The organism is Bdellovibrio bacteriovorus (assembly GCF_001592745.1).
GTDB lineage: Bacteria > Bdellovibrionota > Bdellovibrionia > Bdellovibrionales > Bdellovibrionaceae > Bdellovibrio > Bdellovibrio bacteriovorus_B.
Window position 1 is genome coordinate 37,545 of the sequence record NZ_LUKD01000009.1, and the last position, 20,380, is coordinate 57,924.

Sequence of the window (20,380 nt, forward strand, 5' to 3'; positions counted from 1 at the left end):
TGCATTTCATTGTTGCTTTCCTGAATTGGTTCGCGATGAGAGAGTTCTGCTTTGAGGGCCCGCAAGTTCATACAGGTCCTCGGCTGTTTGAACGGCATGCTAAGGCGTTAAATCCTCGGCTGCTTTTTCTGTAGCGTGGGCCGCGCTGTTTTCTAATTTGCTGTCGGCAGTTTCTCCTTCAAGTGGATTCCAGCTGCCAATTGGTAATGAGCGAGATCCTTGAATTCCTTCTATAAAGATTCTTGCTGCCTGATCCTTTGCATCCGTTTTTAAAAGAGACGGTCTTAAGAAAACAAAGTTTCGAGCAGTTACAAACTGATTGTTGATGCCTATCAGTTTGAAATCGTTGTTCTGCTTTTTGATAAGCATTCCCTCTTGCAGTAGCCCTTCCACTACGTCTGGCATTGGGTCGTATCCGATTGGAGAGGAAACGAGCACTCCCAATGGGAATGTTCCTTTATCCACGGTAATGAACAACTCAATGGAGCCTCCGGTGTGAATATCACCCGTTAGAAGTGTATACGTGGTGTCGTTGAGAGCTTTGGTGGAAAGACATTTCATAAGCTCACCAAAGAAACCAATAGCTCGTTTTGATGTTAACGCGTCATCCATGTCATCTTCCATCCCAACGATGTAGTCCCACGCGAACATCAGATGCCATTTTTCAAATTTGGCTTTCACCTTTGGCTTTTTCAGCCATTCGATGATTCCGGCCATCCAACCTTCTTTCTGATTGGAATTTCTTGCCGGAACAACTGGGGACAAGATCAAAATGTTTTTATGTGGCAAAGCTTGGATAACAGCGAAAACCGCATTCTTGTGATCTTCGTCCATGATTTTATTAATCCCTGCATTTTTCTCTGTGCGCATATCGAGAGCAATTAGGGCCGACTCACCCAAGTCCAAAGTAAAAGAGTAAGCGGATTTTGTTTTGGAGATAATTGGAGTTGGGTTTCTTGAGGTTTGGAACGCCTCGAAAACTTCTACCAAAATACTCATGTAATTTAGCCAGCTAGATTCAAAAACGCCTTGCTCGTTGAAAAATCGGCCACCGGCACCGTCGGTAAAATCATGGTCATCACACATTGCCACGGACGGAATACTTGCCATGAGCCTGCGGTAGCTTGGGTCTGAGGTCTGTTCCCACGCTCGACGAATAGCTGCCATTTTAACTTGGTTTCTAAGCTCAGGAGTGACATCGCCCTTAAGTTTTTCATAAAACTCTTTTTCGGTGTCATCTTGATAATATTGATCTCCGCCAAGAATTAAAAGCTTTGGTGGATTTTTGGAATTTGCGATTGTGGTTTCAAGGCGACGCCACATGTCCCACTTTTTATTTTGATCTTTGAAGATGTAGACGCCGTTACAGCTTATAAGAACTGTTTCAGCATATGCATCTAGAGTGCTCCAATAGGTGAAACGAAGGTTCGACTCTAGAAGGCCAGCTCCCAAGTCTAGTCTTTCCCCTTTTTTGGTGAAGCGATAAGAGTAATTTCCACCGGAAATTAATCCATGAAATTCAAAAACGAAGTTTCTGACTTCTGGATCTTGCGCCTTGGCTTTCATTGGTGGAAGTGCGACTCCGCTGAGGCTAAGTGTGCATTCCACTTCGTCGAAGTCTGTTTGAAAAGGTGCGCAAAGAACAATCTTTTGCGCCCCATTATGTCCGCGTCCCAAGAAAACGTGGATAAATTCATGACTACTAGAACGTACCGATTCCATTTTTCCCCCTCGAAAAAATGTTTGCAATGAGAGGGATTTCACGTCAGGCTTATAACACAAACGTAAAAAGCAACAATGAGAATCACCATCTCGGTTTATTTTTATCGCTTCTGTGTCTGTTGGCGCGGATACAGAAGCATCTTTTTGTATCTTACCAAGTGACTGCGTACTTCAAAATACAAATTGTTAAGGTTATTTCATAATATTTGTGGCAATGAGCAATGATGCTGTGCTTATATTAAAGTTATTTGGAATATTAAGCTCGTATGTTTTTGATTTTTCAGTACATTGCATTGTTAGTTAGTATTTGTGTTTAGCATTGTCTTATTGCTTATTTTCCTATCACTAAATACCTGACGAGGGACGCCATCTGTTCTGTCTTTGGCAAAGATCTAACAAACCTTTTTATTTCTCTTTTCTCGGTAGATGCGTTTCATTGGAGACGTCCGGAGCGCCTTTTTTACTAATCCAGGTTTGAAATCCCATTGCCCTTCAATTGCGATATCCGGATTGTTTCTTTCTCAGAACATGGATGAGTTGAGGAATTGATTTTCTCTAATGGTGATTGTTCCGCTTTAAGCTGTGCTGCACATTGCGTGCGTTCTTTCTGTGATGGGAGCAGACCAAGGACACTGTGATCTTGTGAAAAAAGTATGCCTAAAGTTCCTAAGTAAACTCTGAATTGTTCTTCGATGTTTTCCAGAAGAGAATGTATTCAATTTTCCTCTAAAATAAATTTTTCGCGTTCCTCGCGAAATATTTCGCGAACTGTATTTTCATATTCTTCAATTCCATTCAAGGCTATCTTTGTCATGTCTTTTAGAAGTTCCTCAGAGTTCAATAGTGGGCCGGCAAAGAAGTCTTGTCCAAAATCAATATATAAAAGTGCCTGTCTTAATTTGGGGAAATCAGCCATATTGTGAAAATAATTTTCAATACCTGATCTCAATTCATCACGAGAGAGCGTTGGATTATTTTGTAGGAAAGTTTCTACCAATTGGTTGGTTTTTGGTAACATACGATCTAGATAAAATTTAGTTGCAGGTTGGAATTTTGATGAATGGAATTTTAGATTTTTTTGATCGAATCCGTTCTCTAATCCTTTGATTATCTTTAAAACTTCTTCAAATGCTGTTATAGTTAGAAACAATGCTCGTCTAATATGATTTGCTTCAAATAAAAGACGAGATTCGATAATCATATCTCGAGCATTGTCCAGGACACGCTCGCAGAAACGAAATGTTGCAAAGTCCTCTTTTGAAATTAATAGTTTGCCTTCCATCGCTTATTCCTCATGAAAGACATATCAACATATTTGAGCGTGAGCAAGGTAGTGCGAAAAATCTGCGATCAAGGCCGTCCCGCACCTGTCCTTTTGACTATTCTGAATATTCGTTCTAAGCCCGAGAATTGTTGGGGGATACCATGAAGGTGGTATGAATCTTGTGGGCGGGTCAAATCTCTTTATAAAGTTTATTTCTGGTGTCTTATTTTTAGATTATACAGAAATTTGATCTGGCTCTTTAAGGGTGTTGCTTTAAAATAATAACATCATGATCGGAAGTTAGGGCATGAGCTTTCAGCAATTCCCACTTGCCATCCTTCATAGAGTAAAAGAAATTGGCTTCTCCCCCTTTGCAATCTCCATAAAAATCAATTGTAATTTTGGCATCACCTTGAGATCCCTCAAGTGTATGCTTAACCCTGATCGATGAACTTAATGGCTTCAAAGAGCGGTAGGTGATTTTGCCGACGTACTGGCTAAGGACTTTGTCATCTCGTAGGAATTGAACTGACATACCATAGGGATCGGTCGTCATAATGAGAAAGTGCCCGGCAACATATGAAAGAGCGAATAGGGCAAAGAAGGTCCCAAGCACGAACTTTTGGCGTGAGCCAAAACTAATAAAGTCATGGAGCGTGTCTTTGAACCATTGCTTAATCTTCATAGCTATTAGATCGGCTCTTTTGATATACAATCTTTTGTTTGAAACATAATTGGGTGCCTCATTTTCCCTTCAATCATATTATTGTTAGAATCCAATTCGAATTTATTTGGGATTTTCAAAGAAAGTTTCTAAGAACCAATCAACAATTTTCCAGTTTTTACCTCGGTAATATGTTTCTTTATAAGTGTGTTCTGCACCTTTTTTTCCTATCCAATAATCGGTGTTTCGAACATCAAAGTCTTCTAACTTCCAGCTACCTTTTATGTGCAAGATTTTATGACGACAGACGACCGTTGTATCGACTGAAATTTCATTCTCAAGAATTTGTATAGACCCGCTTTTAAGAAGTGATGCGCATTGAGTTCCGGGCCAGGCTGATCCACCTCTTGTGAAAAATGCGATTAAGCTGTCATTTTCTGATAAATCATAAACTCTGTCCTCAAATTCCGGGCGCCACACCGTAAGCTTCCAGAATGTCTCGTCATCAAAAGCGGTACTTGGATCATGATAAGAGCGAACGGCGAGTATGGTGCCGTCTCCGGGTTTTATACTATGATAACTTACTGGAAATTGTGGATGTGTTGCTGTCCCGGACCTAATTTCTTCGCGTGTTGCAAACTTATCGAAGGTTGTGCTTTCAAAAGTTGCGTTCTTAATTTTGTAAGCTTGAGTAGTGGGACCGAAGTCTATGAATAAGCCTACTAAGGGTAACAGCAGCAACGCAATTACTACTAAAAATAGAATTCCTAAAACTTTTATTATCCGCAAAAGAATCTTCATCCGGAAGCTAGCCTGCTTTGCGTATGTCATCAGATGGATGAACCTTGGGCTTTTCCGGATTTTTCAGCGATAGCCAAAACAAACGAATCAATAACGCGCGCATAATAATGCCACCTGGATTTAATATTCCTTGAAGCAAGTTCATGACAGTTTCAAATAGAAAAAAGCCGAAAGCTCCTTTTAGATAAGATCGACTTTTAGTGTCCCAACCTGCAAGAGCTAAAACTAAATATACAGAGCCAGAAAAGAAATTATAGAAACCGAATCCAACTTTAGCCATAGCCTCTACGTGACCGAACACAACAATAGATCCAATTAGAAAATTCAATCCACCAAGACATGCCATTAAGACATATCCATCTTTACTTGAGGGTTGAGATGTCGATTCAGAATCTGTAGTAGTGTGCTTGTAATAGGGCGAGAAATCCCACGGTGACCATTTTACAAATATTTTGCTGCCGTCGGAAAGGGGAAAGGTCGCACCCTTATAAAAGATTTCGTTCCATCCGCGTAAAGTTCCCAGAAGCTTTTCATCCAGAAAGACTTCGATTTTTGTTCCAAGCAAATTCCATTTTAGAGTCAGACTGCGTGTCTTGCCTTCAGCGCGAATGAAGTCTTCTCTTTGTGCCATCTGAGACCGCCTTCCTGTGAGCTCTTCTTATCGGGACGTAAGATAGTAAACTAAAGAATGTTTTATTCCTGTCAAAATTCTCATTCTGAAACACAAAAATAAAGATTTCCGAGAGAAAATCCGATATTATTCTCATGAATTCGGAACGTTCTGGGACTTTAGGTTATAGTTCGTTCTATAAAGCTATCATTTGTTCGATGGCTTTGGGTTCCTGTACCATCGACACTAAGATTCGTAATCCCTTCGCCGTTCAAATTAATAAGTCTTCGATCTACACCAATTCCTCAACGCATCCGTTTTCATTTTCACCGACGTGGGAAGAATCCGTCTTTAACGGCGGGACCGTACTTCTTTACGATAACGCCTTTTGCGACGGGACTCCCACGGAAGTTGAATTATCCGGGACAGACATACATATCGATGGTCTGCAAGATGGTAAAAGCTATTACGCGAAAGTGCGTGTGACGAATAATAGTCGCAACTACGAATCATCTTGCGCATTCTGGGTGACGGTAGACATGCAGGCCCCGATGCCGGCGACGATCACCGCGCCCTTATCAGATTCTTACGTCTCTGCGACTCACTTTGTCGGTGCATGGAATAGCGTAGTCGATATCGGACCGGCAGGCTTAAGTGAAATTCCGTACAAAGTCAGACTTTACGATCAACCCTCGTGCACGGGTTCCATCATCTCTACGAAAAACTTAGCATCGCTCACTCACGTCTTTGACAATCTTTCCGCAAATACATTTTACTCTTTTGACATTCAATCCACAGATAAAGCCGGCAACTGGAGCACTCCCGTTTGTTCTGCTTTCATGGAAGTGGATTTATTCGCACCAGGCTTTGTCTTAACTCACACAGGATCTGATCAAGGATACGCCGCCACGCAAACAGTTTCTATCACGGTAACAAACGACGCCTGGGCCTCTTATTGGTGCCTAACGGAAGACTTAAGTTTTATTCCTTTAAGTCCCGCAGATCCTTGCCCCGGAGGACAAGGGCCCGCAAATGGTTGGCACACCTCTCGTCCAACAAACTACGATCTTTCCGCAGGCGACGGAGTAAAAACAGTGAAGCTATGGCTCTTCGATAGCGCGGGCAATGCTCTGACGAATAAAACTCCTACTTATAGTATCGTCTTAGACACTATCCCTCCGGGAGCTTTCCCAGTCTTAGGAATCACCGGCGGAAGTGATCTGACCATCGATGATCGTTTATCACAACTGGTAGATCCCATCGTCAACTGGAGTCCCGCTTCAGGATCCTCCGCATACAACGTATCGATTCTTAACTTAGATCTTACTGTGCGCTGTGAAGAAAACGTTGGGGCCTCTATCATGCAGCAAGCTCTCACTGGTTGCGATCTCGTTCCCGAAACAGATTACATCGCCCGCGTGATCGCCCGCGATGAAGCCGGGAATCTTACACAAGGAACCGACGTCATCTTCCGCGTGGATGTCACTCCACCGGGAAATTTCAATATTTTAGGAGTTAGGGGAGGCGTCGATACGACTTCAGATACATGGGCCGCACAGTGGCCAGAAGTCGTTTGGAGTTCTTCATCTGATGCCGTCATTTATCAAACGTCCATCCAGTCAATGAGCGGAACCACAGTCTGTTCTGAACAGTCGACCTCCACAACGTCCTATGATTTTTCAACAGCGGGTTGTCTTTCATTGGTTCACGGAATGCAGTATCAAGTTCTAGTGCGCTCGTTAGATCAAGCAGACCTGATAACATCCGCCAGTAACAGTCCCTATATTTTCCGAGCGGACACTCAAGCCCCAGTACTCAATGTTACAACAGCTCCAAACGCTATTATCAGAGACACGGCAACAGATTTTGAATTCACCGTTTCAGACGATACAAGCGGACTAGCAAGTGTGGAATGTAATTTTAATTCTGGCGGTTACGCAAATTGCGATAGCCCCTATGAATTATCCGGACTTTCTCAAGGAAGTTACTCATTAAGTATTCGCGCAAAAGACATCGCCGGAAATGAAGTCATTTCAAATCATAACTTCGACGTCGATCTCTATCCTCCCGTAATCACGGTCACGGATTCTCCGGGCGCCTTTGTTAGTGAAACTTCAGAGCAATTTGTATTTAATGTCGTTGATTCAGGTTCATCCGGAGTCAGCTTAATAGAATGTAAATTGGCCGGCGGATCATGGGCCGCGTGCGCTTCTCCTTATTTAATTCCAGTCGTGACGGACGGGGCTCATGAATTCCGAATTCGCGCCACTGACTACCTAGGCCACGTCAGCGCCGAAACCACCATCAACTGGTTCGTAGACTCAACGCCGCCTTCGATAGTCTTTACATCAGCACCTTCGGACACAGTTGACACGGACGCGACTATAGAGTTTGAAGTCAACGAATCCGAAACAACCGTAAATATTGAATGCGACTTAGACGGAGGAGGATGGTCTTCATGTACATCTCCTCACAACCTGACAAACCTTCCTTCGGGCACACACAGCTTTTCAGTCAGAGCAACAAATGCAGCCGGTCTTGTGTCGACCCAAACTGTCACTTGGAATGTCATTGCACTTACATCATGTAAAGTTATCTTAGATACCGGTGGCTCTGTCGGAGACGGAATGTATATGATCGACCCTGATGGAGCGGGCGGAAGCGCACCGATCTCTGCCTATTGTGAAATGACGACCAATGGAGGCGGTTGGACATGGATCATCGGGAACGCCAATTACGCGAGCGGAAACTTTCCTGCCGCAGTTTCTGTCAGCGGAGTTTCTATCTCTTATAGCGGAGGACAAGTATCTTCTTATCAAGGCACAGGCGCGAGTGGTTATTGCAATGTTCCCGCACCGTTTATCGGTGTGACAATCACCGTGCCCCACAAAGAAGTTTACCTTTACGGATATTCGCAAGGTTACAACGCCACACCTTCAGCGTGGATTGATATCGGAAATGACGGTTATGATTATCATTGGGCAAGCACTTGTCACAATTGCACTGCCGCGAACACTCATAACGTCACTCGTTCGGTGGCGTCAGAAGTGACGTCTTCTTATGTGAACGTCAACGGCAACTCTTGCCAATATACTGGCGGTAACCAAGCCCATATCTATGTTTTAAAAGTACGGTAGGATTTCTTGTCTAAATAAGTTCACAGCCCGGTTCTTAAACCGAGTGTGAAACCAAGGCCACAGCATTTTCGTCAGCCGATGCGGGCACCAACTTCAAATGCACTGTTGTGTTTTCTGAATGAATAGTAGCTGCAGCTTCGTCCCGTGCAACCACATGGCAAGCAAGCCCCGTACTTGGGAAGGTCAGATCAACCACTTTACCAGTTTGCGCTAAGACCAACTCTTCGGCCGTCCATTGAGCGGTGTGCTCGTTAACGACTGTCTTTTTCCCCGTTTGGAATTTTGAAAAGCGAACCGCGACAAGCATTGAAGCAAAGATGATAAAGGCAAGAACCGGAGCGATAGAGATCAGCTTCAAATGCTCCCACATCATTTCGCCGGAAACGCTCTTAGAGAAAAATTCTGCGACAGCTTTGCAGCTTCCGGCAATAAAGACGGTCCACAAAAGAAGTGTGCTCAGTGTCTCAATTATTTTTCGCATACGTCACTCCGCCACGATCGGGGCTGATCCAAGAACTGAATTGGCGTTTTGGGCCAAACAGAACTTTTGGGATTGCTACGAATAGCACAAAACTATTAATCATCCAATAAGCAAAAGGGTACCAGATCGCAACAAAGCCCAGTTTCGCCGAACGCTCATATCGGCCGTGCAAAAACATCCCGACAGCAAACTGCAGAAAGCTCATCACACCAGTAAGAAGAATCGCATAACTGAGGTTGATATCGTGGGGGTTATGCCCAAACAGAGCGATCGCAATCGTCACAGGTAATAGGAAAGCCCAAGTCACAGAAAATACGTACTCCAAAAGAATCAGTCTTAAACCTGTGTCGCGGCTTTTCAAAACAGATCGCCCGTGTCTAAGAATCACTTCAAACCCACCTTGCGCCCAGCGAAGACGTTGTTTCCAAAGGCCTTTCAAAGTGTCAGGCATTAATACGTCACAAGTCGCTTTGGGCTCATACTTCAGGGTCCAACCCGAAGTTTGCAGTTTCCAGCTGATTCCGACATCCTCAGTCACAGTGTAAGTGTCCCAGTAGCCGACGCTTTCCACGGCAGACTTACGGAACATCACTAGGACGCCAGACAAAGCAAATAAGCGCCCCAAAGTTTGGTGATAACGCTTAATCATTCCGACGAGGGCCGAGAATTCTCCCACTTGCAGTCGACCTACCAAGGTTCCGCGATTTTTGACGCGCGGATTTCCGGTCACACCCGCCACATGCGGATCGCGAAAGTGCTCCATCATAAGGCGGGGAGCATGAGGGTCTAATTCAGAGTCGGCATCGATGCATAAGATAAACTCATGACGACTAGCCATAGCACCTAAAGTCAAAGCCGCCGCTTTTCCACGGTTCTGAACCAAGTTAATAACGCGCATATTCGGACGAGACATTGCCAGTTTTTCTAAAACAGACTGAGTCTTATCCCGGCTGCCATCATTGATCGCGATGATCTCGCATTGGTCTGAAGGCAATTGGTCTAGCGAGCGAATTGTCGCTTCCGCAGTTTTTTCCTCGTTGAAGCAAGGAATTAAAATCGTATAGGGTTGGTTAGAAAACTCAGAAAGGGTCGAACGATGGCGCTCCCTTTTAAAGTAGAAGACAAAAGCCCCCATGATCCAAATCAAAGGCAGTACAAAGGGAGTAATTAAGAAAAGGGATGTGAATAGCACCGGCAGATAAGAGAAAATCATTTCGCTTCCCCTTTGATGTGTTTTGCATTGCTTTGGCGAACTGAAAACAAAGTTTTGAAATCAGGATCGGGAGCGACATCTTTGAAGTTCACATCATAAAATAAATTTAAATAGCCCTCGGCCATCACGTGGCTAGCAACTAGATTATAATCTTTCGGCAAGGCGACAATGTCTTGCTTCTGCTTTATCGAATTCGGCACAGCCTCGAGCTTCTCTTTTTCAAGCTGTTGTGGAGTCAGAACCAAGTAATCAAAAATCTCGGCATTTTCAGGTCTGGGACCAATAACTCCATACTGCCAGTGGGGGCGCACAGAGCGACCCGCCGCCATCACAGATTCAAAAGACAACTCTTTAGCTTTTTCTTTTGAAGAGACCTCAAAAAAGACGCCGTCGATGTCCGTGTATTTCGCTAAATCACGAATGACTGCTTTGGCTGTTTCCGTATTCTTCAAAAATGTTTGTGGTACTCGCGCATAGACATTAGGAACACGAGAGCGATGTCTCATTGTGTGCGCCGCGCGATTCAGATAATCCGCGCGCACCGACATCTGTGAAGTAGGGAAGTAAGCATCTCCAGAATCCGAGACGGCCTGGAATAAGGCGCCGTTAGCTCCCAAAGCCAAAGTTTTTTCCAATAAGTCACCCAAGACTTGCTCAGCCTCGGCTTCGTTTTTCTTCCAAATACTATCAAGGTCCACGCGAATCATGCGTAATGGAGACGAGTCCACAAACGCATGCTCTAGTACATTTGCAAACTGTGGAAGATCCATATCCGCAAAGATAAGCCCGCGACCCATCTGAGAAATATCACTGGCATTATTCAGGCCCGCTCGAAGAGTCATCTGAATTTTCAGTCCCACATCCTCAGCGGCTTTTCGCGATAAACCGTTTGAAGCGCCGTAGGGCCATACGATAACAGAGTTGTCTTTCCCTAGATGTTTCTTGATAAGTTCATTGTTCTTTTTAAGATCCATCTGGACACGATTCACAAAGTCTTCTTCGGATTGATAAGATTTCGTGATCGAGTCATACCTAAAGAAGGCAGCCATTGGTGCCTGACTTCCTTGCGGATTAAACACCTGGCCTTGATGCATATCATAGGTGTGAGAAACAACATCCACCAAACCTGATTCAGACATTTCCTTTAACTGCTTCCAGGAAGCCATTTTAGGATTGGTGTCTTTAAAACCATAATCCGGTGCCACACCATCTTCAGTCCACTTACCCACGATGGCAAAGACCGCTTTAAACTTATAAGTCTTTAAAAGCGGATAAACGTTTTCATAGAAAGACGCTAAGCCATCATCCACGGTGATAAGCACAGCTTTAGGAGGAAGCACCTTTTTGCCTTGAGAAGCTTCAATGATATCTTGCAGACCCACGACATTGTAATGAGCCTTCAGATAATCGAACTGTTCGATTAGATCTTTTTTGCGAATACTAAAGGCATTACCTACGAAGCCGTTACTCACATCGTGGTAGCAAAGGGCGACGAAGGTGTTTGTCAGGGGATCTTTTTTTTCGGGAGCAGGCGAGGTCTCGGCACGAGTGAAGAAGCCAAAGAAGATAATGACAAGTGAAATGAAAAGCCGCACGGATTGAGACGTCAATTTTGAAAAGACTATGACTCTGTCGGATTTCATTTTAAACCATCAATGGGACAAGCTCAGCAAATTTCTTGCAAATGAGTAATCTAGTTCCGGCAAACCGTCAATACCTCTGAATGGGGAGTAGAAGATGTGGAGACGGCCTCGCAACTAGAAAGGGTCAGTCATAAATAAACCGCGTTTAAGTCTTGGCGGAACGAGTGTCTGAGGTTTGTACATAGAAATTCTATAAGGTTCATCAGGCCGATCCCATGACCCGTCGTGGATGAGATACAGACGGGCTGGCGAAGGTTGCATTGCAGGCCAAGTCTTCAAACCCTTAAAAGTGCTATGTTATTTGCAAAACTCTGCCGAAGGATCCTTCTGGCAAGCCCACTTTTGCAAAGACTGAACTTCGCTTTTAAGTTGAGCGTTCTCTGCCTTCAAGGCTGCATTTTCTGTGCGCCACTCTGAATAGAACTCTTTAAAAGCCTCAACTAGGGGCGCCACAAGGTTCGCGTATTGAACCGCTAAAAACCCATCATTGTCTTTCGTAACTACGTCCGGGAAAACTTCTTGAACCTCTTGGGCAATCAATCCAATTTGCTGACCGTGATCAAAGTGACGGGCAGGGAATTCTTCCACTCTCCAGTCATAAGTCACACCACGAAGTTGTAAGACTTTTTCTAAGCTAGAATCAATGGTCGCTATATTGCGTTTAAATCTTCGGTCTGAGGTGTTTGCCCACGAGGTTCCACCGGCGGTCCCGCCGACATGAAGCATGTAAGAGGGATTGGTGATACCAATGCCGACATTGCCTGATCCGGGCTCGGTGATCATCGCATATTGCGTAGTGATCGCTCCCGCACCAACGGGGGCACGTAGCATGATTCCCGTATAAGACCCGATGGTATCATAGGCCCTAGTGGCAAGACGCAACTCAAGTCCATTGGCTTCATTGATTGTTGTGCCGCCTATTGCCGTTCCTTCTAAGTTGATATCTGATGTGATGGCATTAATTTTTTGCGACACAGGTAAAGAGGCGGCTCCCGGAATAAATACATTTGCCCAAAGAGCTGTTTGAAGCCCGCTGACATTTGCGGCTCCCGTGTTCACCTTGACTTGGCCTTGTACGCCATAGGAGGTTCCGGTAAAGCCCGCTTTGTTGTCAACGATGCTTAATCCTAACACCGCTCCCATGGTCCCTGATTGAGCGTACTCTCCACGGATAGAGTTATCGACGCCCATTGCCGGCATGGTGATGCCTCCGGCGGCAGTTTGAGTTTGACCGACGCTGACTATGAAACGACCTTTTCCGGTTGAGCTCGTTGGACCATAAAAGTAAGAATCGAATGAAAACGAACCGGGATTTGCGTTGCCCGAGCCAAGACTGCCCAAATAAAATGAAGACCCTTGAATTCGAAAGCGTTGTGTTCCTCCGGTAGAAAATGCGATTTGATCTGGATTGGGGTTGTACATCCCAGAGTCGGAATCAGCACTAAATGAATAAGTAGGTGCCGCCGAAGTGCCAGCACTGCCCAGAACGGGGAAGGTCGCAGCAGAAACTAAATCTGTATAAGCCGAACCACTTTGCGAGACTTTAAATTTCTTTGCCGTCGAATCAAAATAAATACGTCCTTCATCAGTGCCCGCAACAGCCGGTGCAGCGATCTGCGGGAGGGCGATCGTCGAAGGAAGTCTTTCAGCAGGTATCGTTCCTGTCGTGATCACCGCGGCATCCAGTCCTGCGATATTGGAACAAGTAAAGGCATCAGTCACCGCAGACCAAGTCAAGGTTTGTGAGGCCGTACAGCTTGTTGCAAACTGCGAAGCTCCCGTAGAAGTGCGAAGATCGTCAATACCAAACCAGACGGGCTCTAAAGAAGAAGCTCCATATCGATAAACTTGTCCTGTCTGCGGAGCTGTGGTTGCGACACTGACACCTTGAACTTTTTCAACAGTGGGGTTGGGAAGTGTGCCACTTAAATCTCCACCTAGTGCCGTCGCAGATTGAAAGGCCCCGGTGATGCGAGAATCATTTCCCTGCGCCGCTGTCCCCGCCGTGGTCCCGAAGTTCACAGCGACGGTTTTTGAAGTCGTTCCGGTTACGTTAATTCCGGTGCCCGCAATTACATCGGAAACGACTCCCGAGCCCCCTGCATCCGTCACGCAAGTAAACGAAGTTCCATCAAAGAAGACGACTTGCCCTGCGCTACAAGCTCCCGAAGGAAGGGCCGTCGTGCGAACAAAATCTGTCGCCGTAAAGTTTCCAAGCTTCAATGCAGAAGAAGCAAAGTGCGCGTAGGGGACAGAACGAATTTCATTATCCGGTGTGATTTGATTCCACCCAACCCCATCATGAAAACTGACGCTGAGGCGACGAGATTGATCTGCAATAGGTCCTTTACTGCTAGCTACATTGTTATTCGCATCGGCACAGTCTAGAGTGGCGGTATTATCAAAGACCTCTTTTAAGCCCACACTTCCTGATGTTGGAAATAATTTTGTTCCTGTTCCTAGCGGGACATCAAAGACACCTTTAGAGCCCGACATATTCACGCCATTTTTTTGTTCACGATAGTAAACGCAAAGACCGTCTTGAGATTTTATTTCGAACAAAAAGCTCACGTTGTTATGTTCAAGTGGAGTTCCCGTCGCTGTAAGAATGCGACCTTGATATGTCAAAGTGTTCGGAGCTGCGAAAGCTATCGATGTAAGTATCAAAACGCTCGAAAAAATAATGAGTCTTATCATGGGGTTCTCTTCGGAGTTAACAGCGCATCGATTAAGAGAATAACGGTCAATAAGAGGCGTGATCATATTAAAAAACACTCTCACAATAATTCGAAACTATTCGGTGATGTTCGGATTACCAGATGAGCTTGGGCATTCTGTAGAGCGTCGGTAAGTCGGCGGTGGAATGTTTGATAATGTTCGGAGTATGGAATAAATCTTCGTGCGATGACCGAACAAGTTCTTTTCTACGACGATTACCGACTTTATCTCTCTGAAGCATTTGAAACACGACGTTTGCGCAATCCCAATTATTCCATGCGAGCCTTTGCTCGGGATTTAGGTTTGGCGGTTTCGACACTGATTGAAGTGCAAAAGGGAAAGTATGGCCTTTCAGCAGCGCGCGCTCGTGAAGTGGCAACCAAGCTCAACCTAAGTCAAAGACAGTGCGAGCATTTTTCTGATTTACTGACGGCCCAGTTTGCTCGTTCTAACGAACAAAGAGTCATGGCCCGAAAAGCCATCGAACATCGAATCAATAACTTCGTTCAAGAAGTGTCTCTGGATTCTTTTAAAATTATTTCTGAGTGGCATCATCTGGCGTTTTTAGAATTAATGGACTTAGAGAAAAACCATCTCGATAAAGCTCGTTACGCTAAAAAACTCGGTGTGAGTGAAAAGGTGATTGAAGATTCATTGGATCGCATGAGTCGCTTGGGGCTAATTGAGATCACCGCAAATTCGGTGAAGCCCACATCTCAATTCACTTCAGTGAATAACAACTATAATTCCGAAGCGGTTCGTGGTTTTCATAAACAGATTATCGAAAAAGCACTTTACGCCGTTGAACGCCAAGACAACGAAAAGCGGGAAGTGTCGTCCACTTTATTCTCGATTAAAAAACAAGATTTCCCGGCAGCCCGCAAAGCCCTTATGGATTTCCGTCGCGAATTTGCCTCACGCTTTGGAACTACTGAAAACGCGGACGATGTCTGCTGCCTGAGTATTCAATTTTTCAGCCTTTTGGCACAGGAAGATGCACGATGAAACTTCTTTTAATCTCTTTTACGCTCCTTTATTCCTTCACTCTTTTTGCCGGCATTCGAGACGTTGGTAGTGGTGGAGCGGGGATCTTAAAAGACAATCGGATTTATTTATTGGACCTTTATGAGGTAGGATTGCCAGAACCTTTAATAGATTCTAGCGTAATTCCTGATGAAGACATTCTGAATCGTGCTAAGGCTATGCCACATTTTACGGACGACGAAAGCATGATCTTCGCTCAAAAAATGACAGAAATTCGACGGAAAGCTCCCCGTTTTGCGAATGTTCTTCTTTTGGCTCTTTCTAAATACCAATGGTATCTGGTGGATACACCATTAGCGGTGATTAAAGAAGACACCCCGCTTGATTTAGAAAACATGCAGCTTGTACAAATAGCCAATCGCCTCGAAACGCGGGTTCGCATTTATCGTCCTTATTGGGAAAGTATGTCACCAAAAAGCAAGGTGGCATTAGTAATTCATGAGCTGGTTTACTCCATTCACCGGCCCACGATGGTCTCTAGAGAGAAATATGCCTTCGTCGTGGACGCGGTTCGTGTGAGGTCCATTGTGGCTTGGATGTTATCTGAGGAGTTCTATTCCAGCACGCCTGAAACCTTAGCGCAAATGACCAATAGCATGTCTAATCCCGCGCAACTTCGAGATCAATATTTACTGAATCTCGATGCGGATGTCGTTATCCTTAATGGCTATGTCGAACTAAGCGTTTCAACAGATTTTGATAGAGCTTTCGTTTGTTCCGATATCGAGCGTCAGGTTGGGGGCTCGGCAAAGGTCGTCGTCCAACGAGAGTTAAAGGTTTCTTGGAGTGAGCTTTTTTTCTCAAGTTATTTGACACCAGAAGGTCTTACGCAGTTTACGTTGAGGCTCTCAACGCGGTCTTTAGGGGACAACATTCGATCTCCCGGATTCTGGGATGAGGCCATCTTAAATCTGCCAAGCATTTCATTTGACTCTTCCAACGTAAAAAACTGCCGTGCCTTGCTTCAACAAAGTCACGAGCAGTCCTTAAAACATTTCCAGGAATTGTAAGATCAGGTTTTAGGAGACCTTTAAGAACGGTCTTTGATGGTTTTTTTCAACGTCTCCATTCACTAATACCTGGAGTGTTTCTACATTGGCCAAAAGTGAATAGGCTTGTGCTGAAAGCTCCTCAGCCGCTGCGGCTGATTCTTCTGAAGAAGCCGCGTTCATTTGAGTCACTTGATCCAACTGATTCATCGCTTTACCGATTTGTGAAATACCGTTGAATTGTTCTTCACTAGCTTTTGCTAATTCATCACTGAGGGCAGCGACCTTACCGGTTTCGCTTACAATCTCCTTTAAGACTAAGCCGCTGTTTTTCGCTTGCTCGCTTCCCGCATTTATCTTTTCTACGCTGACACTAATGAGTGAGGCGATATTTTTTGCGGACTCAGCACTTCTTTGCGCCAAATTGCGAACCGCTTCAGCGACAACGGCGAAACCTTTTCCTTGTTCACCCGCACGGGCAGCCTCGACCGCCGCGTTCAAAGCCAAAAGATTTGTTTGAAAGGCGATATCATCAATGACGTTGGTAATTTCGGCGATTTTCTTTGAATCGTCGGCAATGCTCTCGATGGAATCAATGAGCTTATTAACCTGAGACTCACCCTTAACCGCGATAGCGGAGGTTCCATTTGCCAGAACGGAAGATTGCTTGGCGTTTTCAGAGTTGATCTTAATCATCGAAGTGATTTCTTCAATAGTGGCAACCGTTTCTTCTAAAGAAGAGGCTTGCTCAGTAGCGGATTGAGAAAGAGTCTGCGAGGTATCAGAGATTTGAGCAGCGGCATCGCGGACTTGGTGCGAGCTGGATTCAAGTTCTTTAGAGGTGAAATTAATCGTTTTAGAAAGGCTCATTGCAACGAAGAGTCCGATACTTTGACCTAATATTACACCAATCCCGATAACAGTCAGCATTGTCGAGTTCGAAGAATCTACCTGATCTTCGGCCTTTTGGATGAAAATAGAGGCCTGCTTTTCTTGATAAGCAACCAAGTCATTCATTGAATTACGGTAGACGGTTGATTTTTCTAAGTCTTGATTGACAAAGATTTGCACCATCTTATCGATATCCTCGGGTCTTCCGGTACGGTAAAGACGAAGGACCTCAGCATTAAGAACTTTAAGGTCCTGCCAAGCGTTGTCGACTTTTTTATATAACTCTTCTTCTCCGGGCATATAGGAAAGCAGTTTGTATTTCGCATTTTTCTCTTCATATTGCGTAAGATGATGTTCCGCACCTTTGATGAAGGCGTCCGCTTTTTCTTTAGGAAGGTGTGGTAACCCCAAACTTCTAAGATTAATCCTTAGCATTCTAAAATCTAAATACATCTGATCCGCCAATTGGATGTTCGGCAGAACTTTGTAGGTAACTCCGTTGTAGTTTTCATCAATGTCTCGAATAGCGAAGTACGCAAAAGCACCCACGACAACTGGAACCAGAGACATAGCTGAGCAAAGAACAATTAATTTTGCTTTCAATCCCATTTTAGACATAACGTCCCCTTTAACTTCACATAACGATTCGGTATTTAATTTCATTGCTGAAGCGCAAGAAATGTTAAGTTCAGCTGACAAAGTAAGGTTCACTGTTACGTTTCAAGAATTGAATGGCTGCTCATATGATTATTTGCATTTAATGCCAAATGATCCCGCGTTTAGATGTTTTCTCACTTAAGATGAATAAAAATTTTTTTTAGGTAGCAGGTAAGGTCTCGCTTCTTTATGACGGCGGTCATGATCACGTTCTAGTTTACCTTTGCCTGAAGAAGGACGCATTGTTTTTTAGAACAGAAAGAGGATTTCATGGGACATAGAAGGTTATGGTTGATTTTCACTTTCGTAGTAGTCGCATCTTTTGCTGTGCTTGGATACTATGGAAAAGAAATTTATCGCGAAGCACCTCCTCAACCAAACAGAGTCGTGACGACGGATGGAAAAGAAGTTTTTTCAGGCTTAGATATCAAAGACGGAATGAATGTGTGGCAGTCTATTGGTGGGCAAGAGGTCGGTTCCGTTTGGGGACACGGTGCTTACGTCGCTCCTGATTGGAGTGCCGATTGGCTTCATCGCGAAGCGGTGTTCATGGCAGACCGCATGGCTGAAGAAAAATTCGGAAAGAAGTATGAAGAACTTCCTGACGATCAAAAGGCTTCTGTAAGAATCAGTTTGCAAGATGAGCTGCGAAAGAACACATACGATGCAGCAACGGGGACAATTACCATAAGCCCCTTGCGCGCGGAAGCTATTGCTCACAACAGTAAACATTATAGCGACCTTTTCATGAAGGGCGAAAACCTAGACGAACTTCGCGATGCCTATGCCATTCCTGCAAATACGATCAAAGACGAAAAAAGAATGCATATGATGAATGCCTTCTTTTTTTGGTCGTCCTGGGCGTGTGTGACTCAAAGACCAGGACAAGAGATCACTTACACAAACAATTGGCCGCCTGACAAACTAGTGGGTAATGAAGCCACAGGATCTTTGATTTTGTGGACTGGTTTCAGCGTCATCCTGCTCTTAGCCGGGATCGGATTGTTAGCGTTCTATTACGCTGTAAATCACGGCGATGAAGTTGAGCACGACAAACTTCCGAAACTGGATCCTCTCTTAGGCTTGTCACCAACGCCCTCTATGTCGGCCACTTTAAAATATTTCTGGGTCGTTTGTGCACTGATGGTGGTGCAAGTGATCTTAGGAGCGGTCACCGCGCACTATGGAGTTGAAGGCACCGCTTTTTACGGATTCCCGTTAGCGGAATATCTTCCTTATTCCGTCACTCGCACATGGCATGTTCAGTTAGGAATTTTTTGGATCGCGACATCATGGTTAGCAACCGGACTTTTTATTTCTCCCGCTGTTTCTGGACATGAACCAAAGTTTCAAGCTGCGGGCGTAAACTTTCTTTTCGTCGCACTTTTAATTATCGTCGTCGGCTCTCTTGCGGGGCAATGGATGGGAGTGATGCAGAAGCTAGGCTTAGAGGCCAACTTCTGGTTCGGCCATCAAGGTTATGAATATGTAGATCTCGGTCGGTTTTGGCAATCATTCCTTCTAATAGGATTATTCCTGTGGTTGTTCTTGATGGTCCGGGCCATCTGGCCTGCGTTTCGGCAGCAACAAGAAAATCGTCACTTGTTAATGATGTTTTTAATCGCATCTGCGGCGATCGCATTGTTTTATGCTGCGGGCTTTATGTGGGGACGACACACGAACTTAGCGATCGCCGAGTATTGGAGATGGTGGGTTGTTCATTTGTGGGTGGAAGGTTTCTTTGAGGTCTTTGCGACTGTTGTTATCGCATTTTTATTTACCCGCATGGGGCTTATTCACAGCAAGGTTGCGACTTTAAGTGTTTTATTTTCCACGATCGTATTTCTAGCCGGTGGTATTTTAGGGACTTTTCATCACTTGTATTTCACTGGAACTCCAACGGCCGTTCTGGCAATCGGTGCAAGCTTTAGTGCTCTGGAAGTTGTACCTTTAATATTGTTAGGCTTTGAAGGTTACAGTCATTTTCGAGTCAGCAAGGCGGCGAAATGGTTGCAGGCTTACAAGTGGCCGATTTATTTCTTCGTGGCCGTGGCTTTCTGGAATCTGGTCGGTGCCGGCATATTCGGCTTTTTGATCAATCCGCCGATTGCTCTTTATTATATGCAAGGTCTTAATACGACTCCCGTACACGGTCATACGGCCCTTTTCGGAGTTTATGGAATGTTAGGTATTGGCCTGATGCTTTTTGTCTTAAAAGGTATGGCGTCTCGACATGTTTGGAAAGACGGAGTGATTTCGTTTGCTTTCTGGTCGATTAATATCGGCCTAGCTTTGATGGTCTTAATCAGTGTCTTACCAATAGGTTTCTTGCAAACTCTGGCAAGTGTCGAGCATGGCTTTTGGTATGCGCGTTCCGCCGAATTTATGCAGCAACCAGGAATGGATACCTTACGTTGGTTACGCGTCATCGGGGACACTATCTTTACAGTCGGAATTTTAGCGTTAGGGTGGTTTGTTGTGGGCTTGAAAGTCGGCTTTTCGGTGAAAGAAAAAATCGATTTGAATTCAGACGGTTTGTTGTAACA

Annotated in this window: 14 protein-coding genes; 4 read left to right on the forward strand and 10 right to left on the reverse strand. The window is 44.7% G+C overall.

From position 1 onward, the window contains the following. Positions 1 to 99 precede the first annotated feature (99 nt). The 5 genes from AZI87_RS17475 to AZI87_RS17495 all read right to left on the reverse strand — a co-directional run bounded on the left by AZI87_RS17475 (position 100) and on the right by AZI87_RS17495 (position 5,082). The gene (locus AZI87_RS17475) at positions 100 to 1,722 is read right to left on the reverse strand and encodes an alkaline phosphatase D family protein (RefSeq protein ID WP_063209720.1); all 1,623 of its coding nucleotides are present in this window, start codon (positions 1,720 to 1,722) and stop codon (positions 100 to 102) included. A gap of 715 nt (positions 1,723 to 2,437) precedes the next feature. After that, a complete protein-coding gene (locus AZI87_RS17480) occupies positions 2,438 to 3,004 on the reverse strand; it encodes an AbiV family abortive infection protein (protein ID WP_063209722.1) in 567 nt (188 codons plus the stop codon). A gap of 241 nt (positions 3,005 to 3,245) precedes the next feature. Next, entirely contained in the window at positions 3,246 to 3,671 is a 426-nt protein-coding gene (locus AZI87_RS17485; RefSeq protein ID WP_155722616.1) for a hypothetical protein, read from the reverse strand. Positions 3,672 to 3,773: 102 nt separating this feature from the next. Continuing rightward, on the reverse strand, positions 3,774 to 4,451 hold the full coding sequence (locus AZI87_RS17490; protein WP_155722617.1) for a hypothetical protein: 678 nt from the start codon (positions 4,449 to 4,451) through the stop codon (positions 3,774 to 3,776). Between the two features lie 7 nt (positions 4,452 to 4,458). Further along, positions 4,459 to 5,082 carry a hypothetical protein gene (locus AZI87_RS17495; RefSeq protein WP_063209728.1) on the reverse strand — a complete coding sequence of 208 codons (624 nt, stop codon included), beginning with the start codon at positions 5,080 to 5,082 and terminating at the stop codon, positions 4,459 to 4,461. A gap of 134 nt (positions 5,083 to 5,216) precedes the next feature. Here AZI87_RS17495 and AZI87_RS17500 point away from each other — a divergent pair, with 134 nt between their 5' ends. After that, positions 5,217 to 8,198: a fibrinogen-like YCDxxxxGGGW domain-containing protein gene (locus AZI87_RS17500; protein ID WP_063209730.1), complete on the forward strand. Its 2,982-nt coding sequence runs from the start codon at positions 5,217 to 5,219 to the stop codon at positions 8,196 to 8,198. A gap of 34 nt (positions 8,199 to 8,232) precedes the next feature. Here the strand turns inward: AZI87_RS17500 and AZI87_RS17505 are convergent, their stop codons facing one another. The 4 genes from AZI87_RS17505 to AZI87_RS17520 form a co-directional block, all read right to left on the reverse strand. Next, positions 8,233 to 8,679 carry a hypothetical protein gene (locus tag AZI87_RS17505; protein WP_063209732.1) on the reverse strand — a complete coding sequence of 149 codons (447 nt, stop codon included), beginning with the start codon at positions 8,677 to 8,679 and terminating at the stop codon, positions 8,233 to 8,235. Continuing rightward, positions 8,663 to 9,892: a poly-beta-1,6-N-acetyl-D-glucosamine synthase gene (pgaC, locus tag AZI87_RS17510; protein ID WP_063209734.1), complete on the reverse strand. Its 1,230-nt coding sequence runs from the start codon at positions 9,890 to 9,892 to the stop codon at positions 8,663 to 8,665. The genes AZI87_RS17505 and pgaC overlap by 17 nt, the downstream gene beginning before the upstream one ends. Then, positions 9,889 to 11,535 carry a poly-beta-1,6-N-acetyl-D-glucosamine N-deacetylase PgaB gene (pgaB, locus tag AZI87_RS17515; protein ID WP_063209736.1) on the reverse strand — a complete coding sequence of 549 codons (1,647 nt, stop codon included), beginning with the start codon at positions 11,533 to 11,535 and terminating at the stop codon, positions 9,889 to 9,891. Before pgaB ends, pgaC begins: the two co-directional genes overlap by 4 nt. A gap of 297 nt (positions 11,536 to 11,832) precedes the next feature. Then, positions 11,833 to 14,232, reverse strand: coding sequence for a tail fiber domain-containing protein (locus tag AZI87_RS17520; RefSeq protein WP_081112279.1), 2,400 nt, complete (start codon positions 14,230 to 14,232; stop codon positions 11,833 to 11,835). Between the two features lie 207 nt (positions 14,233 to 14,439). On the opposite strand from AZI87_RS17520, the gene AZI87_RS17525 reads away from it, so the two are divergent. Beyond that, positions 14,440 to 15,258 (forward strand): TIGR02147 family protein, encoded by an 819-nt coding sequence (locus AZI87_RS17525; protein WP_063209738.1) that lies wholly within the window; start codon positions 14,440 to 14,442, stop codon positions 15,256 to 15,258. Further along, positions 15,255 to 16,307, forward strand: coding sequence for a hypothetical protein (locus tag AZI87_RS17530; RefSeq protein WP_063209739.1), 1,053 nt, complete (start codon positions 15,255 to 15,257; stop codon positions 16,305 to 16,307). The genes AZI87_RS17525 and AZI87_RS17530 overlap by 4 nt, the downstream gene beginning before the upstream one ends. 9 nt (positions 16,308 to 16,316) lie before the next feature. Here the strand turns inward: AZI87_RS17530 and AZI87_RS17535 are convergent, their stop codons facing one another. Next, a complete protein-coding gene (locus AZI87_RS17535) occupies positions 16,317 to 17,795 on the reverse strand; it encodes a HAMP domain-containing methyl-accepting chemotaxis protein (RefSeq protein WP_063209741.1) in 1,479 nt (492 codons plus the stop codon). A gap of 309 nt (positions 17,796 to 18,104) precedes the next feature. Here AZI87_RS17535 and AZI87_RS17540 point away from each other — a divergent pair, with 309 nt between their 5' ends. Next, positions 18,105 to 20,378: a nitric-oxide reductase large subunit gene (locus tag AZI87_RS17540; protein WP_063209743.1), complete on the forward strand. Its 2,274-nt coding sequence runs from the start codon at positions 18,105 to 18,107 to the stop codon at positions 20,376 to 20,378. The last annotated feature ends 2 nt before the right edge of the window (positions 20,379 to 20,380 follow it).

Coding starts and splice junctions, on each gene's coding strand:
- AZI87_RS17535 (WP_063209741.1), bottom strand. CDS start 17,795: ATGTCTAAAATGGGATTGAAAGCAAAATTAATTGTTCTTTGCTCAGCT.
- AZI87_RS17495 (WP_063209728.1), bottom strand. CDS start 5,082: ATGGCACAAAGAGAAGACTTCATTCGCGCTGAAGGCAAGACACGCAGT.
- AZI87_RS17485 (WP_155722616.1), bottom strand. CDS start 3,671: ATGAAGATTAAGCAATGGTTCAAAGACACGCTCCATGACTTTATTAGT.
- AZI87_RS17480 (WP_063209722.1), bottom strand. CDS start 3,004: ATGGAAGGCAAACTATTAATTTCAAAAGAGGACTTTGCAACATTTCGT.
- AZI87_RS17520 (WP_081112279.1), bottom strand. CDS start 14,232: ATGATAAGACTCATTATTTTTTCGAGCGTTTTGATACTTACATCGATA.
- AZI87_RS17500 (WP_063209730.1), top strand. CDS start 5,217: ATGAATTCGGAACGTTCTGGGACTTTAGGTTATAGTTCGTTCTATAAA.
- AZI87_RS17490 (WP_155722617.1), bottom strand. CDS start 4,451: ATGAAGATTCTTTTGCGGATAATAAAAGTTTTAGGAATTCTATTTTTA.
- AZI87_RS17525 (WP_063209738.1), top strand. CDS start 14,440: ATGACCGAACAAGTTCTTTTCTACGACGATTACCGACTTTATCTCTCT.
- pgaB (WP_063209736.1), bottom strand. CDS start 11,535: ATGAAATCCGACAGAGTCATAGTCTTTTCAAAATTGACGTCTCAATCC.
- AZI87_RS17505 (WP_063209732.1), bottom strand. CDS start 8,679: ATGCGAAAAATAATTGAGACACTGAGCACACTTCTTTTGTGGACCGTC.
- AZI87_RS17530 (WP_063209739.1), top strand. CDS start 15,255: ATGAAACTTCTTTTAATCTCTTTTACGCTCCTTTATTCCTTCACTCTT.
- AZI87_RS17475 (WP_063209720.1), bottom strand. CDS start 1,722: ATGGAATCGGTACGTTCTAGTAGTCATGAATTTATCCACGTTTTCTTG.
- AZI87_RS17540 (WP_063209743.1), top strand. CDS start 18,105: ATGGGACATAGAAGGTTATGGTTGATTTTCACTTTCGTAGTAGTCGCA.
- pgaC (WP_063209734.1), bottom strand. CDS start 9,892: ATGATTTTCTCTTATCTGCCGGTGCTATTCACATCCCTTTTCTTAATT.